Here is a 15,370-nt window from a genome sequence, read left to right as displayed (position 1 = left end):
TAGTCACTGAAAATGATTTATGAAATAAATTTAATAAAGTTCAAAAGCCCCTGATGGGGGTTTTTAGAATAATTGATATTCATGACTGCACTGAATCAGGCTGCGTAATGCTCATCTGCATTAAACACATTGGCCTGAATCTGGATCAGTTTACGGTTGCCTTGTTTGCCATTCATGCCCCAATCGGCAATCCTGATATTAACCACAAGGGCGACATCACCTTTCTGTCATTGTAGTCACAGGGCATCACGTTAGGTACATGGTATTAAAAAAGGTCTGCTTGTCTTGAGCGTTCCATTTTATTATTTTGTTGAGGATGGCTGGAATAATTCTGAGGGTTATTCTAATGATGCCTCATTTTTGTATGCTTGTGATTATAGAGTTTGAAGTTTCAATAGCATGTAAACTTTAATCGTTTTAGTTGAAGTTTTCGATAAATGCTCAGCCCGATCAGCATCATGCATAAAGAAAAAAACCCCGACATCCTGTCGAGGTTTTTTATATTCTTTCTAAGGTATAACTCCTGTCGTACCTTGCAGCATCCTGCTGTTATATCACTTATCTTTTTAGTTGTAAGTTTAGAGACTTCCTGTCTCGGTATGAGTTAAATATATCGTGAAAGATAATGTGTGAAAAGTAGATATATTCTTCAACTCTTGTAAGCTTAAACGTACAACGATTTTCTAGGTATCAATTGCTTACGTATTGAATCAGTTTATCCAGTACACTTTTTAAAGCTTTTTCATCAAACTCATTCGGTTCAAATTCTTCGGTTTTATTACGTGAAAAAATATCGCGAATTTCAATGACCGCATTACTGTCCACTAAGCCAAGTTGCGTTCCGACCTGGCGAATCTGGTCGATGGAACGGGAGCCATTGGTTGCCCCATAGCCAATATAGGCAGCCGGTTTACCTTGCCATTCCTTACCGACGTAATCGAGGGCATTTTTAAGCGCCGGGCTATAACCATGATTATATTCAGGACTGATAAAAATAAAGGCATCGCCCGAAGTAACCTTGTCTGCCCAGTCCTGCTGTTTGGGTTGATCATAAATGCCGGTCAGGGGAGGATGGCTGCCGGCAAAAATTGGCAGATTCCATTCTTTTAAATCGACCAGTTCTGCTTGAACCGTACTGAAATTGGCCTGATCAATACTGCGCTTGACCCAACATGCCACTTTAATGGCAGTCCGACCTTCACGCACGCTACCCACGACAATATATATTTTCATGTATGGACCTTAGATTTTTTGAATTGTCATGTTTAACTTATTATCAATGTTATCTATTGAATATTAGGGATTTGTATCTTTAACCATCGCTGCAAGCAGAAAATAAAAAAGCTCCCGAAGGAGCTTTTAAACGAAAAAGGCTGAAACCTTACATAATTTTAACGCCTTGCTGACCCGCCGGGGTCACTTTAAAGATTTCCACTTCAAAGGTAATGTTTTTACCGGCAAGCGGGTGATTAAAATCAATTTCAGTAATATCTTCACCGACCGATTTCACCACACCAAACAGACTTTGCTTGGCTTTATCTTCAAATTCAATCATATGACCCACAACAGGAGGCTGTTCGAATTTAACCGTATCAAATTTCTGTACGTTTTCAGCATTCCATGGACCAAAAGCTTCTTCTGGGGGAAGACTTACGGTACGACGGTCTCCGGCACGTAAACCAAACAGGGCTTTTTCAAAGCCCGGCAATAAACTGCCATCACCCATTACTAGGCTGACAGGCGTTTCACGGTTACGGGTATTGTCAATTTCCACACCATTTTCAATGGCGACCGAAAAATGCAGCTCGACTTTAGAGCCTTCTGCAATTCGGGTTTCTTCATTTGGATTAATAAAATCAGTCATTTTGTTGCGCTTCCGCACGTTGAATACGGTGTTTTTCCAGGAAAAACGTATCGATCAGGAGCAAGATAGTCCCCACGGTAATGGCACTATCGGCAATATTAAAAGCAGGAAAGTGGCTGTTGTTGTAGTAAACGTGAATAAAATCGACCACATAACCCAAGGTTACCCGGTCAATCAGGTTACCGATGGCGCCACCCAGAATCAGGGCAATCGCCATAGGTAAAATCACGATTTTTTTCGGCATACGCATCAGCCAAAATACAAAAATTACAGACACTAACGCTGCCAGTGAAGTAAAGAAATAGCGTTGCCATCCACCGGCATCGGACAGGAAACTAAAGGCTGCACCATAGTTATGTAGCAATGTCCAGTTTAAAAAGGGCAGTACAGGGACCGGATCTGCATAGTTCAGATGGGTCGTTGCAAACCATTTGGTCCATTGATCCAGAATAATTGCCACAATGGATAATCCGACCCACACCAGATTGTGCGGGTAGAACTGAAATAAGCCCTTTTTATTTTGCGGATTAGGCATACTTTCTCTCTTCGCCTTGACCTGTAGGAAGGTTAATAATACAGCGAGAACAAAGGCCTGGATGTTCATGATGTGTATTCACATCAGGCAGTACATGCCAGCAGCGTGCACATTTCTCACCATCCGCTGCAGAGACTTTGACACGTAAACCTTCCAGATCAGTGGCTTCACCTTGCGCTGCATCAAAGGCATTTACAGTAACTTGAGAGGTGATCAGGACAAAACGAAGCTCGTCGCTTAGCTGATCCAATACTGCTTTCAGTTCAGCATTGGCCCAAAGTTCAACTTTTGCAGACAGGTTAGAACCAATCAGTTTGGCATTACGTGCCGCTTCAATTTGCTTGTTGACTGCAGATTTAACGCTAATTAAAGTCTGCCAGTCAGCTTCTGAAACCAGGTTCACAGTTGAAGCCACCGGAATGTCATACCATTCGGCAGTGAACACGTATTTCTCGCTTTGACCCGGAATTAAAGGCCAAGCTTCTTGTGCAGTAAAGCTCAAGATCGGTGCCATCCAGCGTACAAAGGCTTGGACCAGATGATACAAGGCAGTTTGTGCAGAATGACGGGCTTGTGAATCCGCTTTGGTGGTGTACTGACGGTCTTTGATGATGTCGAGATAGAAACCACCCAAGTCATTGATACAGAAGTTAGTCAAGGCATTGGTGACGATATGGAAGTTCATATCTTCATACGCTTGCTGAATGGTTTTTTGTACGTCCGCAGCACGTTGCAGGATGTATTGATCCAGCGCGATCAATTGATCCACTGGCAAGGCATCAGTAGCTGGCTGGAAGCCATTCAGGTTGGCCAGCAAGAAACGCAGGGTATTACGAATACGGCGGTAACCATCCGAAGCACGGCTAAAGATTTCTTTACCGGCGGTCATTTCATAACGGTAGTCGGCAGATGCGATCCAGAAACGCAGACCATCGGCACCCATATCTTTAATGATGTCTTGCGGGGTAATGATGTTACCCAGTGATTTAGACATTTTGCGACCTTTTTCATCAACTACGAAGCCGTGAGTCAATAGGCCTTTATACGGTGCGCGTTCGTTAATCGCAATTGAAGTCAACAATGAAGACTGGAACCAGCCACGGTGCTGGTCTGAACCTTCAAGGTACAAATCAGCTGGGTCTTGCAGTTCTTCACGTTCACGTAATACCGCGTAGTGGGTTGTACCTGAGTCGAACCACACGTCTAGCGTATCGCGTACCGCATTGTAGTGTTCAGCATCATCACCGATGAAGTCTTTCGCTTCACGGTTGTACCAGCCATCAATGCCTTCCTGTTCGATCAGCTTCGCAACTTCTTCGATCAGTTCAGGGGTACGCGGATGCAATTCGTTGGTGTCTTTATGCACGAAGAACGGAATTGGCACGCCCCAGGTACGTTGACGCGAGATACACCAGTCCGGACGGCCTTCAATCATCGCCTGGATACGGTTTTTACCCCAATCCGGCACGAAGCTGATGTCATTTTCAATGGCATTCAAAGCACCTTGGCGTAAACCTTTGGCATCCATGCTGATGAACCATTGTGGGGTAGCACGGAAGATAATCGGGGTTTTATGACGCCAACAGTGTGGGTAGCTATGCTTGATCGGGTGATGCGCCCAAAGTTTGCCCGCTTCACTTAAAGCTTCAATAATTTTTGGATTGGCTTTATAGATGTGTTCACCGGCAAAAATAGGTGAAGTTGGCAGGTAAACACCATTACCACCGACCGGGTTATCGACTTTTAAGTTGTATAACAGGCCGACTTTATAGTCGTCCACACCGTGGCCTGGCGCGGTATGTACTGCCCCTGTACCACTGGTTGCAATGACGTGTTCACCCAGGATGACCGGTACTTGACGATCAGCGATTAACGGATGTTGCAGTTGCAGGTTTTCAAGTTTTGCGCCGGTAAAATCGGCAATCACTTCAACAGTGCTAAAGCCATAACGTTCAGTCGCAGATTCAACCAGATCTTTGGCCAAGATAAAGTTTTGCGGTTGTTTATCTTCACCACGTGCTTTGACCAATTGATATTCAATTTCAGCATGCAGGGCAACGGCCTGGTTGGCAGGTAATGTCCAAGGTGTTGTGGTCCAGATCACGATATCAGTTGAGTCTTTAACTTCAACGCCTAAACGTGCAGACAGGTCTGCCAAATCAACCACGCTGAAACCGACGTCAATCGCATCTGATTTCTTGTCTTCATATTCAACTTCAGCTTCAGCCAATGCCGAACCGCAGTCCAGACACCAGTTCACTGGTTTTAAACCTGGTTCGATATGACCTGCTTTGGCAATTGCACCCAGAGAACGCACGATGTCGGCTTCTTGCTTGAAGTTCATGGTGAGGTAGGGGTTATCCCAGTCACCGAACACGCCCATACGCACGAAGTCTTTTTTCTGTAATTCAACCTGGGTGTAGGCATACTCACGGCAGTGCTTACGGAAAGTTGCTGCATCGACTTTCACGCCGACTTTGCCGACTTTTTCTTCAACTTTCAGTTCAATGGGAAGACCGTGACAGTCCCAACCCGGGACATAAGGGGCATCATAGCCATCCATCACGCGGCTTTTGATGATGATGTCTTTAAGGACTTTGTTGACGGCATGGCCTAAATGGATTTGACCGTTTGCGTACGGAGGGCCGTCATGAAGCACATATTTTTTCTTGCCAATACGCGATGCACGAATCTGCTGATAAATGTTGTCGGCATACCACTCTTCTAACCATTTTGCTTCACGTACTGCCAGATTTGCTTTCATTGCAAATTCAGTACCTGGGAGGTTTAGCGTGGCTTTATAATCCACTGCATTTTCAGGAGTTTGCTTATCGCTCATGCAAGTTGTCTTCCAATTTAATCAGCCTTGGGCTGACGCGTTTTACAATAAAAAATCTGGGATTTAAAAGGGAAAATGCGGCGTGTTTTGTCGAAACTCAAGCAGTTTCTCAACATCATCATCAATTCCGGCTTTTAATGCTTCAAGCGAAGGGTAGTCCTTTTCGCCATGTAAATAGTTCAAGAATGTCACCCGCATTAACAGGCCATACAGATTAGCAGAAACATCAGGAAAATGTACTTCTAATCGCCATTCCGGATGGACTTGTTTGATGGCCGGTCGGGTACCGACATGTCCGGCACCGAACAGGGCGGTAGGTTCATAGCCTGCAATGCCTGATTTTTCAGGATCGTCGGCTTTCACTTTATCTTTTAACGATAGGGTTTCACACATCACCTCTACGCCGTAAATGCCTTTCAAGCACGGTTTATGACGGTTTAGCGCGACATTAATGGTTGGAAAATCAAGGGTTCGTCCAATCTGGTCACCGTATTGTACCCGACCGGTGATGCTATAGGGACGGCCAAGTAATTTGGCAGCAAGGGCTAAATCACCTGCTTGCAAGGTCTGGCGGATCCTGGTCGAACTGACGCGTTCACCATCCAGTGCAACCGTAGTTAAGTTGGTGACCTGAAAACCATAGGCTGTTAAAAATTCACTATTGCCCTGACGGTTTTTGCCAAAGTGGAAGTCATCGCCCAGAACCAGATGTTCTGCATTAAGTTTTACTTTTAACAGTTCAGCAAAGCTTTCAGCATTTAGACTGCGGAAATGGTTATCAAATTTTGCAACGGCAATGTAGTCCACGCCCAGTTTAGTCAGATATTCCACTTTTTCACGCAGTGAGGTAATACGTGGAGGAGCATCATAACCCTTAAAAAACTCCAGAGGTTGCGGCTCAAAAATCATCACCAGCGTTTTTAAATTTTCTGCGGCTGCCAGCTGTTTTAACTGGCTAATCATTGCCTGATGGCCCAAATGTACACCGTCAAAATTACCAATGGTTACGGCCGTTTTTGGCAATTGAAAATTGGGCGCTAAAGCATTCAGGCGGAGCAGCTTCATGGGCGAATCAATAAGTGAAAAGTTATCAGGGCTATATATTGCCATAATCTTACGCGTTCGTCTTGTTGTTGTGTTTTCATACAAAAAAATATTAAATTTCTTGCAAAAATAGTATTTGAAAAAAATCTGCATCCAGAAGATTCATTGCATGGAATGGCTTCGAAATCGGTGATGACAAGAAAAATAAATTTAAATATTCAAGTGAATCGGGGGATCAAATTTTTGTACGGGAACGTGCTTATGATTTTAAATTTGCACTTATTGGGTAATTCTTTTCTAATTGGCACAATTTTAAATTTGTGCATCGATAAGGTTTTGCTATGTCTGATCTGGCTTTAATTATGGCTTTGCCCAGTGAATCTAAAGGTCTGTTTGAACAGGCAGGCATCGAAGTCCATTACAGCGGTATAGGCAAAGTCAATGCGGCGTTTAAAGCCTTCGAGGTGATTCACAAGACTGGTTGCAAGACCCTGCTCAATTTGGGTACCGCCGGAAGTTCGCATTTTAATGCGCATGAACTGGTAGAAGTCAGCACCTTTGTGCAACGGGACATGGATGTATCCCCGCTCGGTTTTGCAGTCGGAGTTACGCCTATGGATGAGGACCATCCGGCAGAAATTCATTTGCAGTCCTATTTTCAGCATTTGCCTCAAGGGATCTGCGGAACAGGGGACAGCTTTGAAACAGGCTTGCCTAAAGTGCCATGCCATCTGGTCGATATGGAAGGCTATGCCATGGCCAAAGTCTGTAAAAAACTGGGAGTAAGATTTGTTTCTGTAAAATATATTACCGATGGCGCCAATGAAACTGCACATCTAGATTGGGAAGAAAATTTATTGTTGGGTGCGCAAAAACTGTCAGAATTATATCAAACGATAAAATAAGATGGGTAACAGTAGTAATTTGGCGACCATAGAAGGCTATGGTCGTATGCCAAAATTATCCTTGGGGATAATTTAACAGTTATGAACGAGGAATTACGCCATATAACATCATATGTACAGTATGTTGAATACAACGTTGTTGCATACTGCGGTTGCGTAAGGTTTTACCCGTGACCATTTCCATTTGGGTGGCAAAATCTGCATAGTTTTGCGTCAATGCCCAAATATTCAAAATCAGCAGTTCAGGATCAATTTCTTTGGCAATTTTCCCCTGTTCCTGCCACACGCTAATCACTTTAGCCTTGCGTTTAAACAGTTTCTTTAAAGGACCTTTTAGAATTGGCAAAATATGCGGCGCACCTTGGATCACTTCCAGCGCAAACAGGCGGGATGCTTTCGGTTGAGTACGTGACACTTCAATTTTTTGCAATAAATAATTGGTAATCGCTTCTTCAGGTTCCAACTCTGATTCCAGCATTTGCAGCGGCGCAAGCCATTTCTGTAGAACGGTGGTCAGTACTTCTACATATAAAGCTTCTTTATTTTCATAATAGTAGAAAATATTCGATTTATGCATTTCAGCAATCTGAGCAATCTCGTCTAAGCTTGCCCCATTAAAACCGTAAAGGGAAAATACATCGAGTGCAGCATTTAGCAATTGATGTCTTTTTTGTGTACTCTTTTTTTGTTCCATTGGCAAATTTAAAAAAATTAAAGGGGAAAGGCAAATTGTACGGCAAATCGACAGATTTGTGCATTACTAAAAATTGCATTTTTATCATAATTGATAGTTTATTCTGTAGGTTAGCTATTTAATGAGTTAAAAATCCTATAGAACCTACCGATAGGCAATGATTGCATTTTTTATATAAATGATTAAATGGAATTGATTTTTTTTGTAAATGATGCGACTGGTCTTTTGTGTTTAGATTTGGTGCAGTTTTAAAAAAACTAAAGAGTATGTTTAGGCTGAACTAAAAGATGCATAAACCGAGGAAGGATAACGGATCGTTTAGATTCGTTATCGTCGTGTTGCATGCTCAGGTTGCCAATACCGCATTTAATACTTGCTGTTCCAGCTCGGTAAATGTGTAATCTTTTTTACGTGGTCGAGGCAAATCCACTTTAAACTGCTGGGCAATGTGCCCCTTATCTAACAGGATAATCCGGTCAGCCAGTTGTACAGCTTCACTGACATCATGAGTGACTAAAATGGCGGTAAAGCCCTGTTCAGTCCAGAGTTTTTCAATCAGGTTCTGCATGTCCAAACGGGTGAGTGCATCCAGCGCACCTAAAGGCTCATCAAGCAGCAAAATGCGAGGTTTATGCGATAAGGCACGGGCCAGTGCAGTACGCTGACGCTGACCGCCTGAAAGTTGTGATGGCCAGAGTCCGGCCTTTTCTTTCAAGCCGACTTTTTCCAGTAGTGCAGAAGCATTGGCTTGCTGTTCTTTGGCTAAACCCAATTGTACATTTTGCTCGATGCTACGCCACGGCAACAGTCGTGGGTCCTGGAACATGACCCGAATGTCATCGCTGGTGATGCCTTCGCGAATATGACGTGCTGATTTAAACTTGATTTCGCCATAGCTCGGTTGTTCCAGATCGGCAATCAGACGCAGCAGGGTACTTTTACCGCAGCCACTGCGTCCGACAATGGCCAGGAATTCACCCGGTTGAATATGCAGGTCCAGATCTTCCAGAACTTTCACTTCGCCATAGAATTTGTGCAGCTGTTCAATCAGAATTTCTGCACCCACCACAGCGTTAGGATTGATATCTGTAGGGTCAGGTTGTTGCGATATTGAGCGTTCTTCAGATACATGACGCCCGATGCTTAAATCAGTCATGTCTTATTCCTTATTTTTGATAGCCAGCGTGCCAACGCAGCAGGTATTTTTCTAAAGCGACGGCCAATACATCGGCCAGTTTGCCGAGCAGGGCATACAGTAAAATTCCTACCAAGACCACGTCAGTTTGTAAAAACTCACGCGCATTCATGGTCATATAACCAATGCCGGATTGTGCGGAAATAGTTTCGGCCACAATCAGCAGTACCCAGACTAGACCAAGGGCAAAGCGTAAACCGACCAGAATCGAAGGCATCGCACCCGGTAAAATAATTTCTTTGTATAACTGCCAGCGCGTTAAGCTGTAACTTTTACCCATTTCGATTAGCTGCGGATCGACTGAACGAATGCCATGATAGGTATTGATATACAGTGGGAAGAACACCCCGACAGCGACCAAAAACAGCTTGGCGGATTCATCAATCCCGAACCATAAAATCACCAAAGGAATTAAGGCTAAAGCCGGGATATTACGGATCATCTGTAACGTGGTATCCAGCAGAGTCGATGCCGTCTTCGAAGAGCCATTGAGCAGGCCGAGTAATAAACCTAAACCGCCACCGACCAATAAACCGAGCAGGGCACGTCCGGCACTCACCTTTACGTGTTGCCAAAGTTCACCACTGATCAGCAGATGCCAAAATGCAGCTACGACCGCCGTCGGTGCAGGTAGAATGCGGCTTTCCAACAGCCCGGTACTGGAGGCAATTTGCCAGATAACAATCAGTGCAATCGGGAACAACCAGGGCAGCAAACGCTGCCCAAATTGTGTTCCACGTGAAACCTTGGGTTTCTGCAAGGCTCCCGCAGAAATGCTTTTGCTCATTAAGCCGGCTCCTGATATTTCACTTCCTTCTTGGCCTCATCAGCAACATAGTTATTTGCCACGATTTCACCAAAAGGACCAGTCAAGTTCGGTTGAGCCAGTTTTTTACGGGTTTCTAAAGGCAACAGCGGGAATACCAGTTCGGCAAAACGGATGGATTCCTCCAGATGCGGATAGCCTGAGAAAATAAAGGTATCAATACCCAAGTCCGCATATTTTTGAATACGTGCAGCAACCGTTTCAGGGTCACCGACCAGTGCCGTACCTGCACCACCGCGTACTAAGCCTACACCTGCCCACAGGTTTGGAGAAACTTCAAGTTTAGTACGGTCACCGTTATGCAGTTCAGCCATACGACGTTGGCCGACGGAATCCATCTGCTTGAATTTTTGTTGTGCAGCAGCAATGGTTGCATCATCCACATACTGAATCAGCTCTTCAGCAGCAGCCCATGCCTGTTCATTGGTTTCACGCACAATCACGTGTAAACGGATACCGTAACTTAAGCTACGGCCTTTGGCAGCAGCTTTGGCTCTGACATTTTCAATTTTTTCTTTCACTGCGGCTGGTGGCTCACCCCAAGTCAGGTAAGTATCGACCTGGTCGGTGGCCAATTCCACTGCTGCATCGGAAGAACCGCCAAACCAAAGCGGTGGATAAGGCTGTTGTACGGGTGGATAAAGCAGTTTTGCATCATCGACACTTAAATGTTCACCGTGGAAAGTGAAACTTTCACCAGTATGTGAACGTTTTAAAATTTCACGCCAGATGGTAGTGTATTCAGCCGCAGTTTTATAGCGCGTCGCATGATCTTCATATACGCCGTCACCTTTGAGCTCTTGCTCATCACCACCAGTGACCAGGTTCAGCCGAACGCGACCGCCCGACAAACGGTCAAAAGTCGCGGCCATACGCGCAGCCAGTGCCGGCGTGGTCACGCCTGGACGTAATGCCACCAGGAATTTCAAATTTTTAGTGGCATCAATCAGGCTGGCAGCGGTAATCCATGGATCTTCACATGAACGGCCGGTTGGAATGAGTACGCCTTCATAACCCAGGTTATCTACCGCGACGGCAATCTGTTTCATATAAGCATGATCGACCTGACGGGCGCCTTTGCTCGTGCCTAAATAACGACTGTCACCATGCGTAGGAATAAACCAGAAAATTTTCATTGCATTGATCCTTAGATTATTTGCCTGCCCAAACGGCTTGCTGGATATTGATAGATTTCGGAATGATTTTGAGTTCGCTAAAACGGTTGGCGAGTTCTTGCTGATCGGCAATCACTTTTTTGCTGAGCAGAGCAGCACCAGACGGGTTAGGACGGCGCTGGATAAAAGTCTGACTGACAATCGGTTTCAGACCTGTGCTTTGCGCAAACAGGCTTGCAGTCGCAGCCTTGTGGCTTTGTACCCATTTATCGGCAACATTCAGCTGCTTGATAATGCTTTTGAGAGCCTGAGGATGATTCTTAACCAAATCATTTGAAGCCAGATAGAAGGTGTAATTTGGACTTAGGCCTTTACCTGTGGTCAGTACCTTGGCCTTATCTTCCAGTTGTGCCGCAGCATAGTAGGGATCCCAAATGGCCCAGGCATCAATCGCACCTTTCTGGAAAGCCGCACGGGCATCAGCCGGACTGAGCCAGATCGGTTGAACATCTGTCCATTGCAAACCGGCTTTGCGTACTGCCTGTACCAATAGATAATGTGAGCTTGAACCGCGGTGAACCCCAATACGTTTACCCTTCAACTGGCGGAGCTGGGTAATTTGGGAGTTGCTTGGCACCAAAATGGCAGAAGCCAAAGGTTTTGCCGTTTCATAAGCAAAATAATGCAGTGGCTTGTTGCCTGCCTGAGCATAGACAGGAGGCGTATCGCCGGTTGAACCGATATCTACAGAACCGACGGCTAGGGCTTCTAAAATTTGTGGACCGCCAGGAAATTCATTCCAGCTGATTTTGGCGTTGGGAAATTCCTGTTCAAATAACTTTTGCTGTTGTGCAATCACCAGATTGACAGAAGATTTTTGATAGCCGACACGAAGCTGTTTCACTGAAGGATCAACAGCCCAGGCGGCACTTGAACCCAACATCGCACAAGCAACTAACATAGCATTCATGCCATGACTGGAGGTCTTGAACCATGTGACTGCTTTGTTGTGTAGTTGATGCTGAGTCATGTTAAATCCCCTAAGTTTTATTTATGATTTACTTCGCTAAAATCGCGGATTGAATATTGAGTTTGTTTGGAATCAGTTTCTGCTGATAAAAGGCATCGGCAACATATTGCTGCTTTTGCACCACCTCATTAGAAATGGGTTGTACTCCAAAGCCCATGCGGGAAATGGACGTTTTCAGGATGTCTTTAGACAGTCCTGTTGGCTTTTCCAGCAGCTTGGCGGCTTCGTCCTGATGCTGGGATACCCATTGTGTGGTGGTGTTGAGTTCATTTACGACCGCTTTCAGTACATCCGGATGCTGCTCGGCAAATTTACGGTCAGCCAGATAAAACTGATGGTTACTGACCAGGTTTTCACCTGTGGCAATGACACGAGCACCAATCTGCTTTTCTGCAGCAGCAAAGAACGGGTCCCAAATCACCCAGGCATCGACTGCACCTTTCTCAAAGGCTGCGCGTGCATCCGAAGGCGGTAAATACACTACCTGGATGTCATTCAGAGTCAGCTTATTGGCTTGTAACACTTTTAACAGTAGATAATGAACATTCGAGCCTTTATTGAGTGCAACACGTTTGCCTTTTAAATCCTGGATGCTGTGAATGGCTGAATCTTTTTGCACAATCACGGCTTCAGCTTTAGGTGCTTCCGGCTGGTTGGCGATATACACCAGATTTGAATTGGCAGCCTGTGCGAAAATAGGCGGCGCTTCACCTGCTTCACCTAATACAACACTGCCGACATTTAAGCCTTCAAGCAATTGAGGACCGGCAGGGAATTCTACCCATTTCACATTGACGCCCTGATCTTTCAACGTCGTTTCTAAAGTGCCGCGTTCTTTAATAATCGGTAACAATCCATATTTTTGGAAGCCGATATTTAACGTGACTGTTTCAGCTTCTTTTTTTCCGCAACCTGACATCATCATTGCGCCAGCAACTACTGAAGAAAGGACCAGTGATTTCGCCCAGAATTTTGCTTGAATGGCGCTCATGTATGTGTGCTCCGCAATAAGGAAGTGTTGAATATTGAACACATACGCTAAAGCCTTTTCTTTTTCGAAAAAAATAAGAAAAGATAAATTTCTAATGAGGAAAAAAGATAAATAAAATAAAGAAAACCTTATGCGGAAATATGATTTATCAGGACAACTCAATATCCAGTTTTATTTAATTAAATTATTGATATTAATTAACTTAAATTCTAAATCTTAAGCGTGGATAAGAATATGCAAAAATGCCATAAACAAATCATGATAAATTTCGATGGGTTTATCATAAAGATATAAAAAATAAAGATATAAGCTGCATAAAAAAAGCCACTTTAAAGTGGCTTTTTGAAGACTAGGGAATTACGTTGATAGTTATACAGGGCCTGACGTGCATTGGGCAGGTCATCGACACTGGCGGGTTCAAAACCATGTTCGACAAACCAGTGCGCGGTACGTGTGGTCAGTACAAATAGTTGCTGAATGCCCAGACTTTTGGCCTTGTCTTCCAGATAATGCAGAATCTGGCTGCCGCGGTTAGACTTGCGATAGGTCGGATCGACTGCGACACAGGCAATCTCCGCCGATTTAACTTCATTGGCTGAGGTGGGAATAGGGTACAGCGCGGCACAGGCCAGAATCATCCCGTCCCGTTCAATCACGGAAAACTGTTCAATTTCACTTTCTAATCTTTCACGTGAGCGATACACCAGAATACCTTCGGCCTCCAGTGGACGAAGCAGATTCATCAAGCCGCCGACATCCTGAATCGTAGCCGTACGTACATCTTCATAATGGGCATCGGTCATCATGGTACCCGCACCATCACGGGTGAACAGTTCTTCCAGCAAGGCCCCATCGTAGGTATAAGAAATCAGATGTACACGATGTACCCCTTGCAGTGATGCATTTTTGGCACCGCGCAATTGCAGGGCAATATCGGGATTGGAATCCTGATATTGCAAGATCTGCCGATCCAGCTGATGCGGCGCTATTTCACGTTGCAATTGTCCAAACTCGTTGACCAGACCTTGCTGTTTACCCAAAAAAATCAGCTTGTCGGCTTTCAGCAGAATGGCAGTATTGGTGGCCACTTCTTCTGCCACCAGGTTAAACACCTCACCGGTACTGGAATAGCCGGTTGGACCCAGCAACACAATATTGTGATTTTTTAAATGTCTTTGAATGGCGTCAGTATCGACCGTTCGTACTTCACCCGTCAGCTGAAAATCGATGCCGTCCCGAATGCCATAGGGTTTGGCGGTGACAAAATTGCCCGAGATCACATCAATGCGTGCGCCATACATGGGGGAATTGACCAGTCCCATGGAAAGCAGCGCTTCAATTTGTAAACGGATCGAACCCACTGCATTCATGACGCAGCTTAAAGATTCGCGTGTGGTAATGCGGCGGTGATTGTGAAAAGGCGTTTGAATACCGCTGGCTTTGAGGTTCTGGTTGATTTGCGAACGTGCACCATGCACCAGAATCAGACGAATGCCTAAAGAATGCAGCAGGGCAATGTCGTGAATAATATGCTGGAAATTTTCATGTTGCACCGCCTCACCATCAAACATGATGACAAAGGTTTTGTTGCGGTGGGCATTGATATAGGGCGCAGAATGTCGAAACCAATGCACATATTGCAAATTTGTGCTTTGTGAAGTTTCAGATGAATTCGTTTGCATACCTATCTCAAAATTAAAAAAATTTCCTTCCTTGATTCTAATCAAAAAATGACGGGGGGGAAGCTAAAAAATAAAAAACACCTGAATCGAATTCAGGTGTTTTTTAGGGAAGAGGAAACTTAGGCCGGTTTTAGTTGATGATGCGCACAATACGATCGGTACGTTCATTCACTAACACATAGTCGCCATTGATTTTATACCACTGTTGATAACGGTTGGTATTCGGTAAGCGGCGTGCTTCACGGTCGCTGACTTTATAGTTGGATGAGCTAAATACACGCGGGAAGTTTTGGCCGGCACGCCAGTCACGGCTTGGGTTTACTCTTTTATTGTCATAACGATTCTGGTTATAGCGATTATTGTCATAACGATTATTGTGATCCCAACGGTGGTCCTGTTGTGATGCTGTATGATTGTAGTGTTGATGATCATCATAACGATGGTCTGGTGCTGCCATCGCTGAAGTTGCCATCAATGCAGATAAAGAAAGCGCAATTGTAGTCAGAATTTTTTTCATTACTTTCACCCTGGATCATTTAGGAAGATGTTTTCGATGATTCAAAATTAGAGGAAAAGTCGAGATAAACGATGTTGGAATCTTAGTTGAATTGTGAAATTGATGGAGAAAAAAAGAAGATTGTAAAAGACTG

Annotated in this window: 14 protein-coding genes; 1 reads left to right on the top strand and 13 read right to left on the bottom strand. The window is 44.6% G+C overall.

The window, feature by feature from the left end:
* Positions 1-690: 690 nt before the first annotated feature.
* The 5 genes from JFY49_RS15835 to ribF form a co-directional block, all read right to left on the bottom strand.
* The gene (locus JFY49_RS15835; RefSeq protein WP_200223390.1) at positions 691-1,233 is read right to left on the bottom strand and encodes an NADPH-dependent FMN reductase; all 543 of its coding nucleotides are present in this window, start codon (positions 1,231-1,233) and stop codon (positions 691-693) included.
* A gap of 148 nt (positions 1,234-1,381) precedes the next feature.
* A complete protein-coding gene (locus JFY49_RS15830) occupies positions 1,382-1,864 on the bottom strand; it encodes an FKBP-type peptidyl-prolyl cis-trans isomerase (RefSeq protein WP_200223389.1) in 483 nt (160 codons plus the stop codon).
* The gene (gene lspA / locus JFY49_RS15825; RefSeq protein WP_086196606.1) at positions 1,857-2,399 is read right to left on the bottom strand and encodes a signal peptidase II; all 543 of its coding nucleotides are present in this window, start codon (positions 2,397-2,399) and stop codon (positions 1,857-1,859) included. The genes JFY49_RS15830 and lspA overlap by 8 nt, the downstream gene beginning before the upstream one ends.
* Positions 2,392-5,238: an isoleucine--tRNA ligase gene (gene ileS, locus JFY49_RS15820; RefSeq protein ID WP_200223388.1), complete on the bottom strand. Its 2,847-nt coding sequence runs from the start codon at positions 5,236-5,238 to the stop codon at positions 2,392-2,394. Before ileS ends, lspA begins: the two co-directional genes overlap by 8 nt.
* A gap of 63 nt (positions 5,239-5,301) precedes the next feature.
* Complete coding sequence (gene ribF / locus JFY49_RS15815; protein WP_086196604.1) at positions 5,302-6,303, bottom strand: riboflavin biosynthesis protein RibF; 1,002 nt, start codon at positions 6,301-6,303, stop codon at positions 5,302-5,304.
* Positions 6,304-6,623: 320 nt separating this feature from the next.
* On the opposite strand from ribF, the gene JFY49_RS15810 reads away from it, so the two are divergent.
* A complete protein-coding gene (locus JFY49_RS15810) occupies positions 6,624-7,187 on the top strand; it encodes a 5'-nucleosidase (protein WP_200223386.1) in 564 nt (187 codons plus the stop codon).
* Between the two features lie 79 nt (positions 7,188-7,266).
* Here JFY49_RS15810 and JFY49_RS15805 read toward each other — a convergent pair whose 3' ends face one another.
* The 8 genes from JFY49_RS15805 to JFY49_RS15770 all read right to left on the bottom strand — a co-directional run bounded on the left by JFY49_RS15805 (position 7,267) and on the right by JFY49_RS15770 (position 15,237).
* A complete protein-coding gene (locus JFY49_RS15805; RefSeq protein WP_086196602.1) occupies positions 7,267-7,881 on the bottom strand; it encodes a TetR/AcrR family transcriptional regulator in 615 nt (204 codons plus the stop codon).
* 346 nt (positions 7,882-8,227) lie between these two features.
* On the bottom strand, positions 8,228-9,037 hold the full coding sequence (locus JFY49_RS15800) for an ABC transporter ATP-binding protein (protein WP_086196601.1): 810 nt from the start codon (positions 9,035-9,037) through the stop codon (positions 8,228-8,230).
* A gap of 10 nt (positions 9,038-9,047) precedes the next feature.
* Positions 9,048-9,863: an aliphatic sulfonate ABC transporter permease SsuC gene (gene ssuC / locus JFY49_RS15795; protein ID WP_200223384.1), complete on the bottom strand. Its 816-nt coding sequence runs from the start codon at positions 9,861-9,863 to the stop codon at positions 9,048-9,050.
* Complete coding sequence (ssuD, locus tag JFY49_RS15790; protein WP_200223383.1) at positions 9,863-11,038, bottom strand: FMNH2-dependent alkanesulfonate monooxygenase; 1,176 nt, start codon at positions 11,036-11,038, stop codon at positions 9,863-9,865. Before ssuD ends, ssuC begins: the two co-directional genes overlap by 1 nt.
* A 16-nt stretch (positions 11,039-11,054) precedes the next feature.
* A complete protein-coding gene (locus tag JFY49_RS15785) occupies positions 11,055-12,047 on the bottom strand; it encodes a sulfonate ABC transporter substrate-binding protein (protein ID WP_200223382.1) in 993 nt (330 codons plus the stop codon).
* A gap of 28 nt (positions 12,048-12,075) precedes the next feature.
* On the bottom strand, positions 12,076-13,038 hold the full coding sequence (locus JFY49_RS15780; protein WP_200223381.1) for a sulfonate ABC transporter substrate-binding protein: 963 nt from the start codon (positions 13,036-13,038) through the stop codon (positions 12,076-12,078).
* Between the two features lie 329 nt (positions 13,039-13,367).
* Positions 13,368-14,720: an amino-acid N-acetyltransferase gene (argA, locus tag JFY49_RS15775; RefSeq protein ID WP_086196596.1), complete on the bottom strand. Its 1,353-nt coding sequence runs from the start codon at positions 14,718-14,720 to the stop codon at positions 13,368-13,370.
* A 130-nt stretch (positions 14,721-14,850) separates the two neighbouring features.
* Positions 14,851-15,237, bottom strand: a complete 387-nt coding sequence (locus JFY49_RS15770) for an RcnB family protein (protein ID WP_086196595.1) — start codon at positions 15,235-15,237, stop codon at positions 14,851-14,853.
* Between the last annotated feature and the right edge of the window lie 133 nt (positions 15,238-15,370).

Origin of the sequence: Acinetobacter sp. CS-2 (genome assembly GCF_016599715.1) — a bacterium.
In the GTDB taxonomy this organism is placed as follows: Bacteria; Pseudomonadota; Gammaproteobacteria; order Pseudomonadales; family Moraxellaceae; genus Acinetobacter.
This window is presented reverse-complemented; position numbering and strand designations above follow the sequence as displayed.